This window comes from Myxococcus dinghuensis (assembly GCF_024198235.1).
GTDB classification, from domain to species: Bacteria; Myxococcota; Myxococcia; order Myxococcales; family Myxococcaceae; genus Myxococcus; species Myxococcus dinghuensis.
In genome coordinates, this window is sequence record NZ_JAKCFB010000006.1 from 40,363 (window position 1) to 55,978 (window position 15,616).

Genomic DNA, 15,616 nt, shown 5'->3' on the forward strand with positions numbered 1-15,616 from the left:
GGTGCACACGACACGCCGTGCGGAGGCTCACGTCCGCGCGCGCCGCGAGGCCTTCTTCTCCCGTTCACCCAGTGCGGCCTGGAGGTACTTGCCCGCGAGCTTCCGACCGATGAGCTCCTGGGCGATCTCCCCCGCCTCGACGAGCCGATCCAGGTCGATGCCGGTGTCCACGCCCATGCCCTGGAACATGAAGACCGCGTCCTCGGTGGCGAGGTTGCCCGCGGCGCCGGGGGCGTAGGGGCAGCCCCCCAGTCCACCGATGCTGGCGTCGAACGTCGTCACGCCCGCCGACAATCCGACGAGCGCGTTGGCGAGCGCCGTGCCGCGCGTGTCGTGCAGGTGCAGCGCGAGCTTGCCCACGGGGATGTGCGCGAGGAGCGCGCCGAGGATCTCCTCCGTCTGCCGGGGCGTGCCCACGCCAATCGTGTCGCCGAGGCTGAGCTGGTAGATGCCCGCGTCCACCAACTGCCGGCAGATGTCCACCACACGCTCCACGGGGACGTGGCCCTCGTAGGGGCAGCCCCACACGGTGGAGAGGTAGCCGCGCACGCGCATGCCGGACTGGAGCGCCGCCGCCGTCACCTCGCGCGCGCCGGCGAGCGCCTCCGCGATGCTCTTGTTGATGTTCTTCTTGGAGTGGGCCTCGGACGCGGAGATGAACACCGCCGCCTCCTCGAGCCCCGCGGCCCGGGCGCGCTCCAGGCCCTTGAGGTTGGGCACCAGCGCGGAGAACACCACGCCCTCGCGGCGACCCACGAGCGCGAGCAGCTCCTCGGCGTCCGCGAGCTGGGGGATCCACCTGGGCGACACGAACGACGTCACCTCGATGCGCTTCTCCCCCGCGGCCACCAGCGCGTCGATGAGCCGCGCCTTGTCGCGCGTGGGCAGCGTCCGCAGCTCGTTCTGGAGCCCGTCCCTCGGGCCGACTTCGTAGACATCGACCCGGTCCGGGAGTCGCCCCAGGAAGGAACCGCGCGGGCCTGACAGTGCGTTCTCAGCCATCTCGCAACACCGCTCCAACGATGAGGTCGGGGGACTGGGAGGTCAGCGGCTCGCCGTCGAGCCCGCCATGGACCCAGCGGAGGACGAAGCCGGTGCGCTCCAACAGCCCGCTCAGCTCCGGGAGTGAATAGTAACGAAGGGCGTAGGACGCAGAAAGAACGCGACCGTCCCGCAGGGTGAGCGTCCGCCGTCCCACGTCGCGGCCCGTGCCCGCGTCGAAGTGGCTCTCCTCCTCCAGCACGCTTCCGTCCGGCAGCGTGCGCTGGAAGGCCGCTCCGGGAGACGCGGCCAGGCGTTCGGCGGGCACCGTCTGGAACACCAGGCATCCTCCGGGGCGCAGCACCCGCGCCACCTCCCGGAGGATGCGCACGTGCTCCTCGTCCGAGAAGGCGAACAGCGTCGAGTACCACGCGTAGGCCCCGGCCAGGCTCCCCGTCCGGAAGGGCAAGGCCCGCAGGTCACCGCGCACCACGGGGAAGCCCCGCCGCCGCATGGCCAGGGACAGCGCGTCGCGCTCCAGCCCGATGACCCGGCCCGCCAACGGCCCTGACGCATGGAGTCGCGCGGCATGGCGACCGTGACCACAGCCCAGGTCCACCACCGGCGCGGGGCCCGGCACGTCGTGGAAGACACGGGCGAGATACTCCGCCTCCCGCGCCGTGACGGTCTCGGAGAGGAACGGCAGGGTGCTGCGCAGGTACAGCTCTCCGAAGAAGTCCACGCGCGCTCGCGGTGGCGTCGGACTCCGACGCGCCGCGCTCCTCCCCGGGGGATGTAGCAACCGCGTCCGGGACTCGCAATGCGGGGCGGGCGCTCAGCCGCGGGGTGTCAGCCTCGAGAGCAGCCGCCGCACGGCCTCGTCGAGCACCGCCTCCGTCTTGCAGAAGGCGAAGCGCGCCATCCCCTGCCCCAGGTGCCGGTGCTCCGGGCCGTAGAAGACACTCGGGGGGATGGCGGCGACGCCCACCTCGGAGACGAGGTGGCGGCAGAAGGCCATGTCGTCCGGGAAGCCGAAGCCGCGGATGTCCGCGAGGATGAAGTAGCTCCCCTCCGGGACGTAGACCGTCAGCCCCGCCTCGCGAAGCCCGCCGAGCAACCGCTCGCGCTTCGCCCGGTAGGTGGCCGCCAGCTCGTCGAAGTAGGCATCAGGCAGCCGGAGCGCCGCCGCCATGGCCGCCTGGAGGGGGGACGCGGTGGCGAACGTCACGAACTGGTGGGCACGCTGGATGACGTCGCGCAGCGGGGGCGGCGCGATGACCCAGCCCACCTTCCACCCGGTGAGGCTGAACGTCTTGCCCCCGCTGCTCACCGTCACGGTGCGATCCGCGAGCGCCGGCAGCGACGCGGGGCGCACGTGGCGGGCGGGCGCGAAGGTGATGTGCTCGTACACCTCGTCGGACAGCACCTTCACGTCGAACTCGGCGCACAGCGCGCCGATGCGCTCCAGCTCCTCGCGGGTGAACACCTTGCCGGTGGGGTTGTGCGGGGTGTTGAGGATGAGCACCCGCGTGCGGTGGCCGAAGGCCGCGCGCAGTTCGTCCCAGTCGAACCACCACTGCGCATGCGTCGCGTCCGGGGGCCGCAGCGGCACCCACCTCGCGGTGGCGCCCACGAAGGTGATGTTGGCGTCGTACGAGTCGTAGAAGGGCTCGAAGGCCACCACCTCGTCTCCCGGGTCCACCAGGGCCAGGAGGACGTCGAGGATGGCCTCGGTGGCGCCGCTCGTCACCGTCACCATGGTGTCCGGGTCCACCGGCTGGCCATGGAAGCGGGCGGAGTGCTCGGCGATGGCGACGCGCAGCTCCCGGGCGCCGGAGGTGATGGCGTACTGGTTGACGCCGTCGCGGATGGCGCGCGCGGCGGCCTCCTTCACCGCCTCCGGGCCGTCGAAGTCCGGGAACCCCTGCCCCAGGTTCACCGCGCCGTGCTTCGCGGCCAGGGCGCTGAACTCGGAGAAGACGGTGGTGCCAAACCGGGAGACGCGTGCTGCGAACACGGGCCGGGACATGCGGGCTCCTGAAGGGGCCGGCGGCGGGCCGGCCTGCGGTGCTTCAGGGGCGCACGATAGCGTCCACCGGCACGGAGCGCGCGGCCCGCTCACCCTCCCGCTGACGGGTCGCCCGGCTCAGCGCGGCGGACATGCCCACCACCACCATCACCAGCGGCACCGCGCACAGGAGGTCCGTGGCGTAGTGGAAGCGACCGGCGAGCGTGGCGATGATGAGGCCGAGGCCCGGCAGCAACATCACCCGGAACAGCCCGCGGTGGAACCGCCACGAATAGAAGAGGACCACCAGCGTGGTGCCCGTGTGCCCGGACGGGAAGCAGTCCCGCGCGAACATGGGCCGGCGCATCATCGAGTCGAGCAGCGGCGTCAACGTGCCCTGGAGCGGCCCGTCGAAGGAGTCGATGAGGAAGTAGCGCGGCCCCACCGCCGGCACCAGCGAGTAGGCCGAGTAGTTGAGGATGAAGAGCAGCCCCAGGCCCAGCAGGTACTCGTCGAACTCCGGCGACGCCGAGCGCGCGCGCCAGTACAGGGCGATGCCCAGCACCAACGGCCACACGAAGTGGCCGTAGTAGCAGATCAACAGCACGTCGTTGAGCCAGCCCGGCACCACGCGCGCCAGCACCACCGACGCCTGGAAGCCGAAGATGTGCTGATCCGCCGTGACGAGCTGCGCGTCGCGGAGGATCGGGTTCAGCGTGTCCACCACGGGCGTGAGCCAGCCGTGCGTGAGCACCGCCACCGGGAGCAACCAGAAGTCCGCCACCACGGCCAGCCAGCGCTGCCCCGGGAACGTCGCCTCCAACGTCCGGAGCACCAGGGGCCCCGCGGCCATCGACGCGAACAGGAAGGTGTTGACCAGGGCACCGGGCGCCCAGCGCCCCGGCCCCAGGAGGACCAGCGCGGCGAGCGAGCAGGCGACCACGATGATGAGGTCCACCGGCGTGAGCGTGACCTGGTTCGGACGCCCATCCCCCGACGACGCGCCACGAGCGCTCTGGAAAGACGCGAAACTCACGCCGATTTCCGATCCCCCGATGAGCCAGCGTTCTCGCCGGTCACTCCGAGCTCCAGACTCCGAACGACGGTTCCGTCCCGTCCGACGGGGCCCCTCCGCTCCTTCCACCGCTCCAGCAAGGCCAGCAGCGCGGGGAAGAAGACCGTGGTCCCGAGAAAGGTGCACACGACCCCGAGTAGCGCAATCTGTCCGATACTGCGCAACCCCTGATGGTTTGCGATGAGCAGCGCGCCATAGCCGGCGGCGTTGGACAGGGTCGCCACCACGGCCGCCAGCCCCGTGTGCCGCACCACCTTGCCGAGCGAGCCGGGCCCCTCTTCCTCATACCGGTGGTAGAGGTGGATGGAGTTGTCCACGGCGATGGCGAGCAGGTTCGGCAGGACGACGGCGTTGATGAAGTTGAGCTGGATGCCGAACAGGTGCATGCCCCCCGCCAGACACGTCATGCCCAGGAAGAGCGGCCCCGTCACCAGCAGCGTGCGCTTGAGGCTGCGCAGGCTGACGAGGATGACGAGGAACACCACCACCGCGGCGGACCAGAGGATGAGCGGACCGTCCGCGCGGACGAGCGCGAAGATGCGCGCGGCGATGCGGTTGCTGTCCAGCACGGACATCTCGATGCCCTTCGCCGTCGCCCCCTCCACCACCTGGTCGATCTGCGTGGCCCAGCGCTTCAGGTCGTCGGTGTCGTAGTTCGACACGGACGGGAACAGCAGCAGGAACGTGCCGTGACCGTCCGTGGCCTCGAAGCGGCGGCGGACCTCCACCGGGAGCGCGTCCAGGCCATAGGGCTTCGCCGCCACCATCTGCTCGAACTCCTGGAGCCGCGGGTCGGCGTGCGCCGACTCGGGCAGACCCTTGAACAGGTCGCGGATGCCGGCGATCTCCTTCTCGCGGCGCTCGAGGTCCCCGGGGACCAGGTCGTTGAGGGACGTGGTGCGCAGGAAGACGGAGTCGGCGCCGTTGCGCGCCTTCACCTCCGCGATGACGGCCTCCACCCGCGCGGCCTGCGTGAGGTCGTCGACCAGGAAGATGGCGGGGTTGAGGGGCTGGCCCAACTGCTCCGTGACGTGGTCGTCCAGGCGCGACGCGGGCGAGTCCCCCTTCAGCTTCCGCATGTCCGTCTCGAACCCCAGCTCCGGGGCGATGACGGCCGAGTACGCGGCGAAGCCGACCACGGAGAGCGCGATGGCGGCGATGACGGACGTGGGCCAGCGGCGCCACTCGCGCTCGGGCGCGGCCGGAGCGGGCGTCGCAGTGGCGTCCGCCACCGGTGCGTCGTCACGTCGGAAGGGGCGCAGCCGCTCGGCGATGGCCAGGAGCGAGGGGCCCATGGCATAGGCCGCGACCACCGCGAGCAGCACGCCCAGGCCCGCCAGGAAGCCGAACTGGTTGAAGGCGTGGAACTGCGCCAGCAGCAGCACGAAGAAGGCCGCCGCGTTCGTCAGCGCGGAGGTGAGCGCGCCGCTGAACGTCCCCTGGACGGCGGTGGCCAGCGCGTCCCGCGACGACTGGGTGCGGCGCTCCTCCCAGTAGCGCATGCACAGGTGGACGCCGTACTCGATGCCCAGGCCGATGAGGATGGCGACGAGGAAGCCCGTCACGACGTTCAGGTGGCCGATGGTCACCTGCGCCACGCCGAACGTCACCACCAGGCCCACGATGACCGGCACGCCCACCACGGCGAGCGCCGCCACGCGCCGGGTGGCCAGCAGGATGAGCCCCACCGCGATGAGCGCCGACAGCGTCCCCGCGCGCGACAGGTCGCCGCGCATCACCGCGTCCTCCTCGATGCGGTTCTGGAAGTTGCCCGTGGCCTCCAACGTGACCGCCGGATAGCGCTCCTTCGCCAGCTCACGCCCGGTGCCCATGGCCAGGTCCACGAAGCGGCGCGCGAAGTCGAGATCGCCCGCCGTCCCCATGGGCTTGAGCATGAGGTAGACCTCCGTGCCGTCCGCGTTGGAGAGGTACTCGCGCATGGAGACCTCCGGCGAATGCTTGCGGGAAATCTCCTCGAACGACGGCGGCGGCGGCGTGGCCCCCAGGTCGATATAGAAAGGATTGGCCTGCTGCCGCTCGTAGCGCACCCGCGCCGTCAAATCCTTGCGCAGCTCCGCCAGCTTCTCCGCGGGCAACAACAACAAGCCGTGCTGGCGGAAGAACTCCACGTCGTAGCTGTGCTCGACGTAGCGGATCTCCGGCAGGGCCTCCAGGCGCGCCTTCAGCTCGCCAGCGTAGGCCTTGAGGCGCTCCGGAGCATCCCCCCTGGCCAGGATGACCAGGTAGCCGTCGCCGCCCGCCTTCTGTGACACACGTGTCAGGTCCTGAACTTCTCGTGCCCCCTGGGGGAGGAGCTCGACGAAGGAGCCGCGAAACTCCAACCGCGACGCCAGTGCCATACCTCCGAGGGTCAGCAATGCGGCGACCAGCAGCACGTACCAGGGCCGTGAGACGGCCACCTGGATGAATCCCTCGAACCACCGCTGCCGCAGAGACCTGGCCACCGTCCACTCCTCGATGAACGCCGGGCATAGCAAATTCCCGGCCAGTCATGGTCCCCGCAAACAACGGCTAGCGGGAATGCCTTCCGGGCGCCGCGCTGCTTGTTGCCGGCGTGCACCCCAGTACACACGGTGTTTTCCAGTATCCACTGGAGAACGACAATGTGGGTCGGCGGCGTGCCACCAAAGTCACGGTGCTGTCAAGGGACGGCGGCATGGGGCACTCTCGCAAGGGACCCGAGCGACAGTCCGCGCCTTGACACTCTCCCTCCGCCTCTTTATTCACCGCCCCGCGTCCCCCGTGGGAGGTCGCCGGACGCAGGTTGCCCCCGGCTCGGAACGAGCCCTGCATGGTGAGTGGCGACCGGAGTTCGATCACGCCTCCGAGGCCCCAAACCCTCCCGACGCGGAATCAGAGAAAGACCACCATGAGCGACGTCTTCGATAAGTGCAGCAATTGGAAGGACTACCGCATCGCCAAGGCCACGGGCCTCTATCCGTACTTCCGCGTGATCGAGGCGTCGCACGGCGCCACGGAGGTGGAGATCGAGGGCAAGCGGGTCATCATGGTGGGCTCCAACAACTATCTGGGCCTGTCCGCGGATCCGCGCGTAAAAGAAGCGGCGATCAAGGCGACCGAGAAGTTCGGGACGACCTGTTCGGGTTCTCGACTGCTCAACGGAACCCTGTCGCTGCACGAGGAGCTGGAGGCGAAGCTGGCCAAGTTCCTCAACCGCGAGGCCGCGCTGGTCATCTCCACGGGCTTCCAGACGAACCTGGCGCTGGCGTCGATCCTCGGCCGCCACGACATCGTCTTCAGCGACCGGCAGAACCACGCGTCGCTGGTGGATGGCATCCGCCTGTCGTTCTCCACGGAGCGCAAGTTCCGGCACAACGACATGGATCACCTGGAGCAGCTGCTCGCCCAGGCCAAGCCGGAGGCCGGGAAGATCATCATCACCGACGGCGTGTTCTCCATGGAGGGCGACGTCTGCAACCTGCCCCGCATCGTGGAGCTGGCCAAGCAGTACAACGCGCGGGTGATGACGGATGACGCCCACGCGATGGGCGTGCTGGGCGAGAAGGGCCGCGGCACCTCCGAGTACTTCGGACTGGAGAAGGAGACGGACCTCGTCATGGGGACGTTCTCCAAGAGCTTCGCGTCGCTGGGCGGCGTGCTGGCCGGCCCGTTCGACGTCATCAACTACATGCGCCACAACTCGCGCTCGGTCATCTTCTCCGCGTCGATGACGCCCGGCTCCATCGCCGCGGCGCTCAAGTCGCTGGAGATCATCGAGGCGGAGCCGCAGCGGCGCGCGCGCCTGCTGGACATCGCGGAGAAGATGCACAACGGCTTCCGCGCCATGGGCTTCGACACGGGCGTCTCCGTGACGCCGGTGGTGCCGGTGCACATCGGCGACCAGGTGAAGTGCTTCCGCTTCTGGCGCGCGCTGCACGAGGCGGGCGTGTTCGCCAACCCGGTGATTCCGCCGGCGGTGGAGGCGGGCCACGCGCTCATCCGCACGTCGTACATGGCCACGCACACCGACGCGCAGCTGGACCGGGTGCTGGACACCTTCGAGACCATCGGCCGGAAGCTGGGCGTGATTCCGGGCACCCGCCCCACGGTGTACGAGCCGGTGCAGATCGCCCGTCCGGCCTCCGCGGTGCGCTCCAACAAGGCCAGCGAGAAGTGGGCCGCGGGCTCCGCGGGTCTGCTCGCCGACAAGGGCGGCATCACCTTCGAGCAGCTTTCGAAGATGTCCTCGCGCGAGGTCGCCGGGAAGATCTTCGACGCCGTGGAGCAACTGACCTGGCGCGCGGCGAACCTCCAACCGGAGGACCTGCGCCAGTTGAAGGCGGCGCCGATGAAGCTGTGGGAGAAGCGCGGCGAGCTGCCCGGCCTGTTGCTGGAGAAGGGGGCCCACTTCTTCCTGCGCAATGGGACTGGCACCGACGGCAACCCCGCGGACAGGATCTGATCCACTCATGGCCCTTCCCGCCGAGCCTCCCACGCCCCCGACCTCCTCTCCCCCGCTTCCGTCGGACGTCCAGGTGACGCCCGTCCGGGACGCGGCGGCGAAGATGACGTTCATCCGCTTCCCGGCCTCGCTCTACGCGGGGGATCCCAACTGGGTCCCCCCGCTGGAGATGGAGCGCAAGGACTTCCTCGACCCGAAGAAGAACCCCTTCTTCGACTACGCGGAGGTGGAGCTGTTCCTCGCGCGCCGGGGGCGGGACGTGGTGGGGCGCATCGCGGCCATCCGCAACCCGCGCCACCTGGAGATCCACGGCACCAAGGAGGGCTTCTTCGGCCTCTTCGAGTGCGTGAACGACGCGGGCATCGCGCGGGCGCTGCTGGAGACGGCGGGGACGTGGCTGAAGTCGCGGGGCATGGACACCATGCTCGGCCCGGCCAACTTCTCCTCCAACCAGGACTGGGGCCTGCTCGTCGACGGCTTCGACACGCCGCCGGCGATCATGATGCCGTACAACCCCACGTACTATCCGGCGCTGCTGGAGGCGTGTGGGCTGAGCAAGGCCAAGGACCTGTTCGCCTTCGAGCTGTCCGCGTCGGCGCAGCCTCCGGAGAAGGTGGTGCGCATCGCGGAGAAGATGCGCCAGCGCGAGGGCGTCACCGTGCGCGCGGTGAACCTCAAGGACTTCCCCGCGGAGGTGGAGCGCATCCGCTCCATCTACAACTCCGCCTGGGAGAAGAACTGGGGCTTCGTGCCGTTCACGGACAAGGAGTTCGACCACCTGGCCAAGGACATGAAGACCATCGTCCGGCCGGAGCTGGTCCTCATCGCCGAGGTCAAGGGCGAGGCCGTGGCGTTCTCCATGACGCTGCCGGACGGCAACCAGGCCATCAAGGCGGCCAACGGGCGACTCACCACGTTCGGCCTGCCCATCGGCCTGGCGAAGCTGGTGCTGGCGTCGCGGCGTATCAACCGCCTGCGCCTCATCACCCTGGGCATCAAGGAGGGCTACCGGCGCCGTGGCCTGGACGCCATCTTGTACCTGGACACGCTGCGCACCGCGCACCGGCTGGGCTACGCCGGCGGGGAGATCTCCTGGACGCTCGAGGACAACCACCTCGTCAACCGCGCCATCGAGTCGATGGGCGGCCAGCGCTCCAAGGTCTACCGCGTCTACCAGCGCCCGCTGTAACCCTCACGTCGGAGCATCCTCGTGCGAATCCTGCTCACCGGTGGCACTGGCTTCATCGGCAAGCGGCTCGCCCGCCGCATCGTCGAGCGCGGTGATGGCCTCACCGTGCTCGTCCGCGCCAGCTCGCGCCGGGACTCCCTGGAGGCGCTCGGCGCCCGCTTCGCGCCGGGCGACCTGACGACGGGCGAGGGCCTGACGGAGGCCGTGCGCGACGTCGACTGCGTCATCCACCTGGCGGGCGTCACCAAGGCGCGCGAGCCCTCCGGCTACTTCGAGGGCAACGCGAACGGCACGCGCCGGCTGGTGGAGGCGATGGCCGCCCTGCCCCACCCGCCCCGGCTCGTGCACTGCTCGTCGCTCGCCGCCGCGGGCCCGTCCACGCCGGAGCGTCCACGCCGGGAAGAGGACCCACCCGCCCCCGTCTCCACCTACGGCCGCAGCAAGCTGGGGGGAGAGGAGGCGGTGCGGGAGTTCGCGGGCAAGGTCCCCTCCGTCATCGTCCGGCCGCCCATCGTCTACGGCCCGGGCGACACGGAGTTCCTCCCGTCGATCCTCCCCATGGCCCGGCTGGGCCTGGCCCTCAAGAGCGGCTTCGGCCCCAAGCGCTACTCGCTCATCCACGTGGATGACCTGAACACCGCGCTCCTCGCGGCGGCGGACCAGGGCGTGACGCTGGATGCGAGCGACCCCGCGCGCGGCGTCTACACGGTCTCCGACGGCCAGGAGTACGCCTGGGAGGACGTGTGCGCGGCCCTGGCGGAGGCGATGGGGCGCCGCCGGCCCGCGGTGCTCCCGGTGCCGGACTCCGTCAGCTACGTCGTGGGGCTGGGCTCGGAGGCCGTCGCGCGGCTGCGTGGCACCATCCCCATCCTCAACCGGGACAAGGTCCGGGAGATGAGCTGCGCGTCGTGGACGTGCACCACCGAGCGCGCCGCCCGCGAGCTGGGTTTCGTCCCCGCCATCGCGCTCCCGCAGGGGCTGGCCGGGACGCTCGCGTCCTACGACGCGCGGGGCAACTGAGCCTCGAGACGACGAAGGCCGAGGCCCCTTTCCTTCCGTGGAAAGGAGGGCCCCGGCCCCGGTGCTCCACCCCGCTGTGCTGCGCCTCGAGCTACTTCGTCGGTGAAGGCGCGGCGCCGCTCGCGCCCTTGGCGGACTGGGCAGCGTTCTCCTTCTCGAGCTGCGTGCGCTTGGTCTTCAGTGTGGAGAGCAGGCCGTCGAAGCCCTTGGTGGCGAGCAGCTTCTGGAACTGGCCCTTGTACGTGTCCACGAGCGACACCTCGTCGGTGACGACGTCGTAGATGCGCCACTCGCCCTTGGCGCCCTTGTAGAGGCGGTAGTCGACGGGGATCTGGTCCTTCTTCAGGGTCAGCGTCGTGGCGACGGTGGCCTCATTGCCCTCGACGGTCTCCTTTCCGTACTTCACGTCCGCCTGCGCCTGGCCGATGGCCTTCTGGGCGTAGGAGGCGCGCAACAGGCCCGTCATCGTCTGGGAGAAGTCCTTGCGCTGGGCGGCGGTGAGGCTGGCCCACGTCTTCTCTCCGAGGGCGCGCTTCGCCAGCTCCTCGAAGTCGACGAACTTCTCGACGACGGTGGCCAGGGATTCGACGGTGGCGCCCGGAGCATTGGCGGCGCGCTGCACATCCGTGTTCCCCGACTTGACGACCGTCAGGGGAGTAGGCGCGGCGGCGAGCAAGGTGGCGGCGAGGAGAGAGGCGATCATGTGTTTTCGGCTCCGTGAAGGAGAACGACGGAAAGGACAGGGGTGGCGCCCCGGTTATTCACCGCCACCCGAGGCGGGGGGCGCCCCCGTGACACGCGTGAGGGCCACCGTTCCCAACCGGACGTCGAACCAGCTCTTCGACCGGTCGGCCGTAACCTGCGCATAGGCGGTGAAGGCGTCCACCAGATCCCTCGTTTCGCCCGTCCCCAGGTCGAAGGCGGCGAAGGCGGCCGTCACCCAGCGCCGCGCGCTCTTCTCCGCGTCCGTGTAGGCCTTGGCCCGGGCCCAGGCGGCGACCAGATCGCCGTGGACCTTGGTCACCTCCAGACGGATGCCCGCGCGGATCTGCTTCTCCTGCGCGCGCATCTTGTCCAGCTCCGCACGCGCCTGCGCCAGTTGCGCATCCTTGATGGGGATGTCGAAGGTGCCCCGCATGACCAGGCCCACGCCCGCCGTCCGGTCGTTGTACGGATCGTAGGAGAACGGGCTGAGCTGGCGCGTGGCGCTCGTGGTGAACCGGACGTCGTAGAAGCCCGCGAGCCCGAAGTCGGGGAAGTAGCTCCGCTCGCGGATGAACACTTCCTTCTCGCGCGCGGCGATACCCGCGGCGATGGCGGTGAGCTCCGGCCGGTACTGCTCGGCCAGCATCAGCGCCCGCTCCAACGTGGGCGGCGTCACCTCCTCGTCGAGCGGCAGGTCCTCCTCCACCACGTCCACGGGCGCGCCCGGAGGGACGTTGGCCAGCAGGCCGATGGCGGTGAGCGCGAGCGTGCGCCCCTGCAGGGCCTCCGCCTTGCGTGCCGCGACCACCTGCTGGAAGAAGCGGACCTTGTAGGTGTCCACCTGGGACACCTGCGGCGACTCGTCCTTCAGGAGCGCGGCGATGCGTCCGGCGGCGTCCTCCAGGCGCTTCGTCACCTCCTCCATCTGCTGCACGCCGGAGCGCGCCAGTTGATAGCTGAAGTACGCCTGCGCGGCCTGGAAGCCGGCCTCGGCCCGGGCGCGCTCACGCAACGCCGCGCCGACGATGGGCCCCTGCGCGCCCGCCTCCTTCAACGCCGTCAGCTTGCCGAAGGTGTAGAGCGGCAACACCGCGTTGCCGTTGGAGAAGACGGTGACGCCCACCTTGCCGAAGTTGAGGTCACCCTTCTCGGAGGCCTTGGTGACCGGGCCACCGCGCCCGTCGTTGATGGCCTCGGGCACGGGACCGCCCATGCCGATGGAGATCTCGAACTTGGGGAACCAGGCCCACCGCGCCTGATCCGCGAGCGCCTGGAACTTCGCGAGCTCCGCGGACGCCTCCTCCACGCGGGAGTCCGTCGCGCGCGCCCGCTCGACCAGCTTCTCCAGGGTCAGCGGCTCCGCGCGCGGCGGCGCTCCCTGCGCGTCGGGCGTCTCCTGGACCCCATCCGCGGCCCGCTGCGCGTCCTGCGCGGGCGTCCGGGCGGGGGCCGGAGAGACGGTCTTCGCCCCGGGCCGAGGCGAGTTCGCCGTATCCACCGTCTCGGGGGTGATGGGCGTGGGGCCCGGAGGGAGGCTGTCGGGATTGCCCGTGCCGCCCCGCGCGCCAGGAGTCGTGGTCACCGCCCCGGTCCCCTGGGACGTGGGCGCGCTCGAGCCCGAGGGGGTCGCCCCCGGAATGCTCCCGCTCCCCGGCGACGCGGTGCCCGGCGTGGCTCCCGTCGGACTCCCGCTGGTTCCCGTCGTCCCGCTGGTGCCGGACGTCGAGCCGCCAGAGGAGCCCGTCGTTCCCGGCGCCGAGCCACTGCCCGGCCCCGCCGTACCCGGGGTGAACTGCGCGGCCGACAGATTGGCCGCGAGCAGCAGCGCCACTGTCACGCCTCGATCCAGGTGTCTGCGCATCACTCGGCCTCTCGCGGGCCCCATATCCGAGAATCCCACAGCGGCGCAGCATCTACGTTCGCCGACGCACAGTCATCGCTCATCTTCATTCCCTGTCCACCGTCTACTTCCGGCGCCCATTCACGCCAGCGCACCATGGATGCGTGACGGACGTGTTCGCCGCACGACTCCCGGCGTCGCCACCTCGCCAGCATGCCCCTCGGCGGAGATCTCCTGGGGCCGCGACACCGCTTCGCGACTTTCGAACGGAACCCCGAACCGGGAGGCGCGCCGTCCAACGTGAAGCCCGCGGGCGGTGGGTGAGCCTCCGGACCTTGTGCTCACGGCGGTAGCGAGGGTGTGGCCGGAAAAGCAGAAGGCCCGCCGGGTTTCCCTGGCGGGCCTTCTTCATTTCAGAGTGGAGCTAACCGGGATCGAACCGGTGACCTCTTGAATGCCATTCAAGCGCTCTCCCAGCTGAGCTATAGCCCCTTCTTTTGCTGCCGAGCCGCCTTGGGGAGCGGCCCGCCGTCGAAAGTGGGTGCCTTCTATCGCCTCTTTCCGCCGGTGGCCAGAACTGTTTGAGGCTTCGTTGCGTTTTTTCCAACCTTCAACCGCTCAGCCACCTCCGCGCCTTCCTGGAGGATGTCGGTCAGCTCGCGCGCATGCGCCTCGGCCGCCTGCTCGGCAGCCTCGATCGCCTTGAGCGCGGCGCCGAAACCCGCGGGCAGCTCCAGCTTCCCCTTCTGGGTGCTCCGCCAGACCAGTTCGCCCAGCTCCTTCAGGGCGCGGTCCTTCTGATCACGAAGCACGGTGGCCTTGGCATTCGCCCGAGCCAGGTCCGTGTTGCGCTCCACGGCCTCGCGCAGCTCCGCCAGTCGGCCCTGCGCCGCCTTGAAGGCCTCGTTGATCTGCTTCATCACCTCGGACTGCTTCGAGTCGGCCGCCACGTGACTGACACCCCTTGGAAAATCCAACGATTGCGTAGCGTGTGGCCTCGTCGACTGTCAACCCTGGGGGGCCCGCCTCAGTCGGGCGGCGAAGAAACCGCCTCCGGGGACCCGGGGCGGCAGCGCCTTGAGGTAGGGGCCCTGGGCGGCCAGCGCCGCGCGCTCCACGCCGAGCACGTCCACCACCGGCTCCAGCGTGAACTCCGGATGCTTCGCGAGGAAGGCCTCGACGACCACCTCGTCCTCCTCCGGGAGCACCGAGCAGGTGGCGTAGACGACGAGCGCGCCCGGACGGGCCTGCCGGGCCACCTCCTCCAGCAGCTCCGACTGCGTCGTCTGGAACTTGGAGATCTCCTGCGCCGTCAGCTTCCACTTCTGATCCGGCTCGCGCGCCAGCGAGCCCGTGCCGCTGCACGGAGCATCGATCAGGAGCACGTCCGCGTCGGACAGGGGCAGTGGATGCGGGAAGGCGACCTGCCGCAGCGAGAAATGACGGACCCGCTCCCGGGCCTCGGCCAGTCGGCGGCGGGAGCGATCCCCCGCGACCACCCGGCCGGTGGCGCCCACGAAGTCCGCGAGCGCCAGCGTCTTGCCGCCCGCCCCCGCGCAGACGTCCGCCACCGTGAGGCCCGCCATGGAGCCCCCGACGGGACGACACACCTCCGAGATGAGCTGGCTGCCCACGTCCTGCACCTGCAGCCGCCCGGTCTTCATCACCCGCGTCTCGAACACGCGGTGGCTCGAGTCCACCACGCGCACCGCGTCCGGCGCGGCGGGGACGGCCTCCGCGGCGACGCCCTCCTCCGCCAGCGCGGCCAGCACCGCGTCGCGCGTGCCTGGAGGACGGACGCGGAAGTGCAACCCGGGATCCTCGTCCAGGGAGGCCAGGAGGCCCTCCATCACGGACTCCGGGTACGCCTCCGTCAGCTTCGTCACGAGCCAGGTGGGGAACGAGTAGCGGATCGCGAGCCACTCCGCGCGCGTGTCCGGCAGCGAGGGCTCCGGCAGCGGCGACTCCACCACCTTCTGGAGGACGTCGTCCTTGAGGGTGCGCGGACGCACCGGCCCCGGCAACCGGACCTCCGGGCCGATCCGCGTCCAGCCCTCTCCACAGAAGAGCCGGCGCCAGAGCGCGTACCGCACCAGCGCCTGGTCCTCGGTGAGCCCCAGCTTCCCCGGGGGATGTCCCAGCGTGCGCGCGGCGAGATCCAACAACCGCTGGTGTCGGGACAGCTCGCGCACGACGAGCGCGGCGAAGCGCCGCTCCTGCCCGCCCAGCCCGTCCGCGTCCCGCAGCGCGTTCGCCAGGGCGGCCTTCAGGGGTTCGCCCCGCAGCACCGCGATATGGGCCTCGAGGGCCGCGGTCGCCCCCCTGCGCGAGGGACGCCCCATGCGTGCCGCGTC

General features: G+C 70.2%; 12 protein-coding genes and 1 tRNA gene. 3 read left to right on the top strand and 10 right to left on the bottom strand.

All coding sequences use genetic code 11. The features are described from left to right. Positions 1-27 precede the first annotated feature (27 nt). From LZ198_RS10765 to LZ198_RS10785, 5 genes are all read right to left on the bottom strand, one after another. Positions 28-1,002, bottom strand: coding sequence for a hydroxymethylglutaryl-CoA lyase (locus LZ198_RS10765; RefSeq protein ID WP_253971829.1), 975 nt, complete (start codon positions 1,000-1,002; stop codon positions 28-30). Further along, on the bottom strand, positions 995-1,723 hold the full coding sequence (locus LZ198_RS10770) for a class I SAM-dependent methyltransferase (RefSeq protein ID WP_253971830.1): 729 nt from the start codon (positions 1,721-1,723) through the stop codon (positions 995-997). Before LZ198_RS10770 ends, LZ198_RS10765 begins: the two co-directional genes overlap by 8 nt. A gap of 93 nt (positions 1,724-1,816) precedes the next feature. After that, entirely contained in the window at positions 1,817-3,010 is a 1,194-nt protein-coding gene (locus tag LZ198_RS10775) for an aminotransferase class I/II-fold pyridoxal phosphate-dependent enzyme (RefSeq protein WP_253971831.1), read from the bottom strand. A 43-nt stretch (positions 3,011-3,053) separates the two neighbouring features. Then, entirely contained in the window at positions 3,054-4,025 is a 972-nt protein-coding gene (locus tag LZ198_RS10780) for a phosphatase PAP2 family protein (protein ID WP_407667400.1), read from the bottom strand. After that, positions 4,022-6,529 (bottom strand): efflux RND transporter permease subunit, encoded by a 2,508-nt coding sequence (locus LZ198_RS10785; protein ID WP_253971832.1) that lies wholly within the window; start codon positions 6,527-6,529, stop codon positions 4,022-4,024. Before LZ198_RS10785 ends, LZ198_RS10780 begins: the two co-directional genes overlap by 4 nt. A 425-nt stretch (positions 6,530-6,954) precedes the next feature. Between LZ198_RS10785 and LZ198_RS10790 the strand changes: the two genes are divergently transcribed. Genes LZ198_RS10790 through LZ198_RS10800 form a run of 3 tightly spaced genes read left to right on the top strand, consistent with a single transcriptional unit; the run spans position 6,955 to position 10,717 of the window. Next, complete coding sequence (locus LZ198_RS10790; RefSeq protein WP_253971833.1) at positions 6,955-8,508, top strand: aminotransferase class I/II-fold pyridoxal phosphate-dependent enzyme; 1,554 nt, start codon at positions 6,955-6,957, stop codon at positions 8,506-8,508. 7 nt (positions 8,509-8,515) lie between these two features. Next, positions 8,516-9,697, top strand: coding sequence for an N-acetyltransferase (locus LZ198_RS10795; protein ID WP_253971834.1), 1,182 nt, complete (start codon positions 8,516-8,518; stop codon positions 9,695-9,697). Between the two features lie 21 nt (positions 9,698-9,718). Next, positions 9,719-10,717 (top strand): NAD-dependent epimerase/dehydratase family protein, encoded by a 999-nt coding sequence (locus LZ198_RS10800; protein WP_253971835.1) that lies wholly within the window; start codon positions 9,719-9,721, stop codon positions 10,715-10,717. A 91-nt stretch (positions 10,718-10,808) separates the two neighbouring features. On the opposite strand, the gene LZ198_RS10805 is transcribed toward LZ198_RS10800, so the two are convergent. The 5 genes from LZ198_RS10805 to LZ198_RS10825 form a co-directional block, all read right to left on the bottom strand. After that, positions 10,809-11,420: an MlaC/ttg2D family ABC transporter substrate-binding protein gene (locus LZ198_RS10805; protein ID WP_253971836.1), complete on the bottom strand. Its 612-nt coding sequence runs from the start codon at positions 11,418-11,420 to the stop codon at positions 10,809-10,811. 54 nt (positions 11,421-11,474) lie between these two features. Further along, positions 11,475-13,283: a TolC family protein gene (locus LZ198_RS10810; protein WP_253971837.1), complete on the bottom strand. Its 1,809-nt coding sequence runs from the start codon at positions 13,281-13,283 to the stop codon at positions 11,475-11,477. A 398-nt stretch (positions 13,284-13,681) separates the two neighbouring features. Further along, positions 13,682-13,754 (bottom strand) — tRNA-Ala (locus tag LZ198_RS10815). Between the two features lie 56 nt (positions 13,755-13,810). Next, entirely contained in the window at positions 13,811-14,182 is a 372-nt protein-coding gene (locus LZ198_RS10820; RefSeq protein ID WP_253971838.1) for a hypothetical protein, read from the bottom strand. 87 nt (positions 14,183-14,269) lie between these two features. After that, positions 14,270-15,550 carry an RsmB/NOP family class I SAM-dependent RNA methyltransferase gene (locus LZ198_RS10825; protein ID WP_253972080.1) on the bottom strand — a complete coding sequence of 427 codons (1,281 nt, stop codon included), beginning with the start codon at positions 15,548-15,550 and terminating at the stop codon, positions 14,270-14,272. Between the last annotated feature and the right edge of the window lie 66 nt (positions 15,551-15,616).